At 57.0% G+C, this 3950-nt stretch carries 2 protein-coding genes; both read right to left on the bottom strand.

What is annotated here, in order from left to right:
• Positions 1–896: 896 nt before the first annotated feature.
• Complete coding sequence (locus tag AB0M88_RS52905) at positions 897–1820, bottom strand: hypothetical protein (protein ID WP_364116160.1); 924 nt, start codon at positions 1818–1820, stop codon at positions 897–899.
• A 510-nt stretch (positions 1821–2330) separates the two neighbouring features.
• Positions 2331–2672, bottom strand: a complete 342-nt coding sequence (locus AB0M88_RS52900; RefSeq protein WP_364116157.1) for a toll/interleukin-1 receptor domain-containing protein — start codon at positions 2670–2672, stop codon at positions 2331–2333.
• Between the last annotated feature and the right edge of the window lie 1278 nt (positions 2673–3950).

Here is a 3950-nt window from a genome sequence, read left to right as displayed (position 1 = left end):
TTCACGATCGACCAAGGTCAACATGTTGCGCACAGCGGGAATCCTGTCCCACCGACCCGCCAAGATCAAATGCTACGACCGGCTGAACTCGCCGGTATCTTGATATTCCTCTGATGGATCCGCCTCGTTGAATAAGCGTTCCCATCGCTTATTTATACCGATAAGCCACTGCCTTTCCTCGAATCTGTATTAAAGGATAGTTAGTGAGCAGACTCAAACAACCAAGCGCATAGTTATACCTGCCCACTGCTCGCCAGAAATCTTCGGAGGTGATCAATCTAACTTGAAAATAGATGTGACTTGAGAGGTCGATGAATTCGACAGGATCTCGGTTGGCCGGAAGGTGTGACGAGAGCAAGAGGGAGTCCACCCATCGACTTGCTATATCTAGGAACTCCGTTATTAGGGTGCGCTTGAGTTCTTTTATTCTGAAGGTCCTCACGCCTCCATTGAGCTCTCTCGCGTTGCCGATCGAAATCTTGCCGATGATCCTCGCGGCGAGATTGCAGAAGATGCCGCCCCGAGCGGACCGGAAAGGGCAATTATTGCAACTGCCAGCGTTAGCCAAGTCGGGACCGAGCCGCCACCATTGGCGGAAGCCGTATTTTCGATCATTGCTACAACGCTCCTTGTCATCCTGCTTCAGCGGTCATTCGTTGAAGGTCGGGCGAGCTACCGATTTAGGGATGCCCTGCCTCTTGATCCTGACGACAAAGACGTTCTAGCGGTCGGGCCGACGCCGACTAGACGCCCAAAGCTTCTTGCTGAGCGACGGAACTGGTGCTGTGCCACTGCCCAACGAAGTGCTGCATCAACGTAACAAACCGCCGTGAGTCGATTTATCACTACTGGTTTGTTAAGGGCGGTCCGCCTGCGATGCCGCTAGAGTGAGTAATTTAGAGCACATCTCCCGATTTTACTCTCTTTCGCCAACGCCGGCTCAAAACGTTTTGCCAGACCCAGGCGACGGGGACGACAGCCATGAAGCCCGCGCTCAGCAAATCCGCAATTAGCTGCGCCGCCACACCTATGAGCGCACCGCCGAAAAGCGCTCGTAGCTGGAGGACCTGCTGGGCGGGTTGGCTGGCGGCGGTGATGGCGACAGCGGGACGAAAGACGGTGATCGAGGCTCCGCCCTTGTCGGTCCCGCCACCTCCGGAGCTTCCACAATGCGATTCCTTCGGCGTTATCCGCCTGCCGTCTTGTTCGAGAGCGAATGAGGAATCCCGCACGCTCGAATCGGGCGGAAGTTGCCAGTAGACGTCATCCTTGCACGTCCAGCGCTCCGGAAACTTGTCGAAATCAAGCTTTGCCCCATTGCTCACCAGTGTAATCCTAATTTCCGGAATCGTTAGGATTTGAGTTCCGCCGCTTCCGGCAGTCCATCCGCCGGCCGAGCAAGCCAGAAGAGGCGGTAAAATCTCGTCGCCTGGGTTTGGGAGCCGAACTGAATCGAGGTGCATGAACACCGAGCCTGGGTCCCACGGGGGACCAGTTCCTTCACGCCCGGACGGGCCATTCACCAATGTCCCAAAATCCAGGTTGTCTGGCTGAGGCGTACCGTTCCTGTCTAGCTTTCGGTCGTCGGTCGAATAGACGCTGCACGTCCACTGACGGTCCACTGTGGGTGACTGTGCCACCCAGATCGGCGAGGGGCCGAGGAACCTTATTCCCACGCTGGCTGACTCATCATCAGCCGAGATCTCGATGCGGGATAGTGCATTGACAAAATCGGGCCATGTTTTCATCGTGTCGTTCTCAATCCTGAAATTGAGCACGCCAGGTCTTAGCGACGATACTTCCGCAGGTGATTTAAGCACCGGCGCCACGACAATCCAGGAGGTGAGGACAATGAAAACGGCCGCGAAGAGCCGCGCAGTTCGGCGGTGCCTGGCCTCCCGGCGACGAGGCTTGATCGGTCGGGCCGACAGCCGAGACCGCCGGATCGCTGCGCGTTGAAGCCGCACGGCCGTTCGTCCGGGCGTCGTCCGCATACGACGACGTATCGGAAGCAACCTATCCATGTAACCATGATGGACCAACGGTGGTATTGATGCTCCACCGGCGCCCGCCTCGACTGCGAACCCGGAATCGCGGTGCTACTAATTGGGTGAACGATGAGGCGACTTCCTCTGCACCAGACGCGGTGAGATGTTCGGCAACGACCCGCCGACCGTACGCAACGCGTCAAAGGGGTCAGCGCCCCGAGTGATTAACTGCGTGACAATCGCCGGTGATCGCGCCGGACGCCCACGGACATCTATGGACCGATGTGTACAGGTCAGGCGCGTGTTGACCAAGCTCATTCAAGATCACAAGTTGCCTGGGGGTCAAAAAGTCGGGGCAGGGTAAACTTCCGTAAGCAGGGCCTCGTACGCTGCCGGGCGAAGTCCGCCTCCGACCTCTAAGACAGCAAGTGGCAATGCAGCCTTCATCGCCGTACCAAACTCAAGTCGCGTCCAGTCCGTTCGCAGATAATTAAGGGTCTTGACAGCAACGAAGAGATCAGCACGGCCAAGCTCCGCGAGGACGGCTTCATGCCGATTGCCGACTAGAGGATGATGGATATCGTCGATATATACGGAGCCCCCAAGTGCCTGAAGTTCGCGGTCGATTTGGGCGAGGCGTAGAGGTGAATTGTCCTTCCGCGCATAACTGACGAAGAGTCTCACGGAATTACCTCATGAGGCGATTCTATGATACCCATCGCATATAGAAGCAGGCCGGCCAGTACGGGAATTGTAAGCAAAAGGTAAAAATACATAGACCCATTGAACGCGGCCCTTATCGGAGACGTTGATGCGGTGCTGGGCGGGGTCCAGGTCTCGTCGCATCGTTCGGACCGCCGAAGCCATATGGCTCCCATAGCGACTCGTAACTTGCGCTGATAGTAATAGCCGACAGCATCAGCAAGCCAGAAGAAAACAATTACAAGGAACCCGGCGACAAACACCGCTGGGCCTAGTCGACGCTCTGAGAAGAGGGCCACAAGAGTTCCAGTCGGAATCAAAACAGTGGCGCATAGCTTCTTGAGCTCAAAACACGAGTCGGATGCCTTTAGAGTGGCCGCATGTAGTTGTCCTAGCAGCTCCTTGTCAAGATCGTCGGCTGTTGTCTTCGTGGTATCCGGCTCGGCCGGTTCCGCTTCACGAACGACCGTTCTACGAGTAATTGCCTGGGCGACCGCAGCGCCAGCAACAACACCAGCGGCAGTCGCCATCACGGCTGGGTGCCTACGGATCACTCACCCATCGTGGCAGACTCGGCATGACGACACAGCAGAGAAAACCTCGTCCTGAGTGACTGATTGTGTGACAACCGGAGGAAACGACGGTGGACGTGCCTGGACGATGTCGGAACGTTTGTGCAGCTCACCGCCGTTGTGATCGCAGGTGAGACTGCCTGGATCGTTCCTTGACACGGAAGAGGTCACCCGACGGGTTGGCATGACTGTCCACATAGCCTTCGCCGATGACGACTCGGGTGGACGCGATGATCCAATGCCCGGATGGCGTAGACGGATTCCGGTCGGAAGGCTTCGCGTCATGGGTCTTGTCTTCCAATTGATCAGCGGGATCATGTCGATCACTTTTATGTTGATCAAATTTTGCCTCAGGATGATGTTCATGCTTGTTCGGGGTGTCGCTGGCCTTATGGGAGCGCGCTGACCGCGTCTCAAGCCAGATCCGTGCCAGATGGGCGGGTCGACCTCGGGGACCACAGGGCATTGCAGGGAGATGACCTTCGTTCATCCCGGTCGCAGCCTCGCAGATGAACGGTCGTGGGCGAGTACCGTCCCGGCATTGTGGTAGTCAATGACGATCGGCGCCGGCCTGGCCATCACTGCACCAAGTTCCGGGCGAGTTCAGCCGGTCGTAGCATTTGATCTTGGCGGGTCGGTGGGACAGGATTCCCGCTGTGCGCAACATGTTGACCTTGGTCGATCGTGA

The sequence above is a fragment of the Actinoplanes sp. NPDC051411 genome, assembly GCF_040682075.1.
Lineage (GTDB): Bacteria > Actinomycetota > Actinomycetes > Mycobacteriales > Micromonosporaceae > Actinoplanes.
Note: the sequence above shows the minus strand (reverse complement) of the source record. Positions and strands in the feature narration are given on the sequence as shown.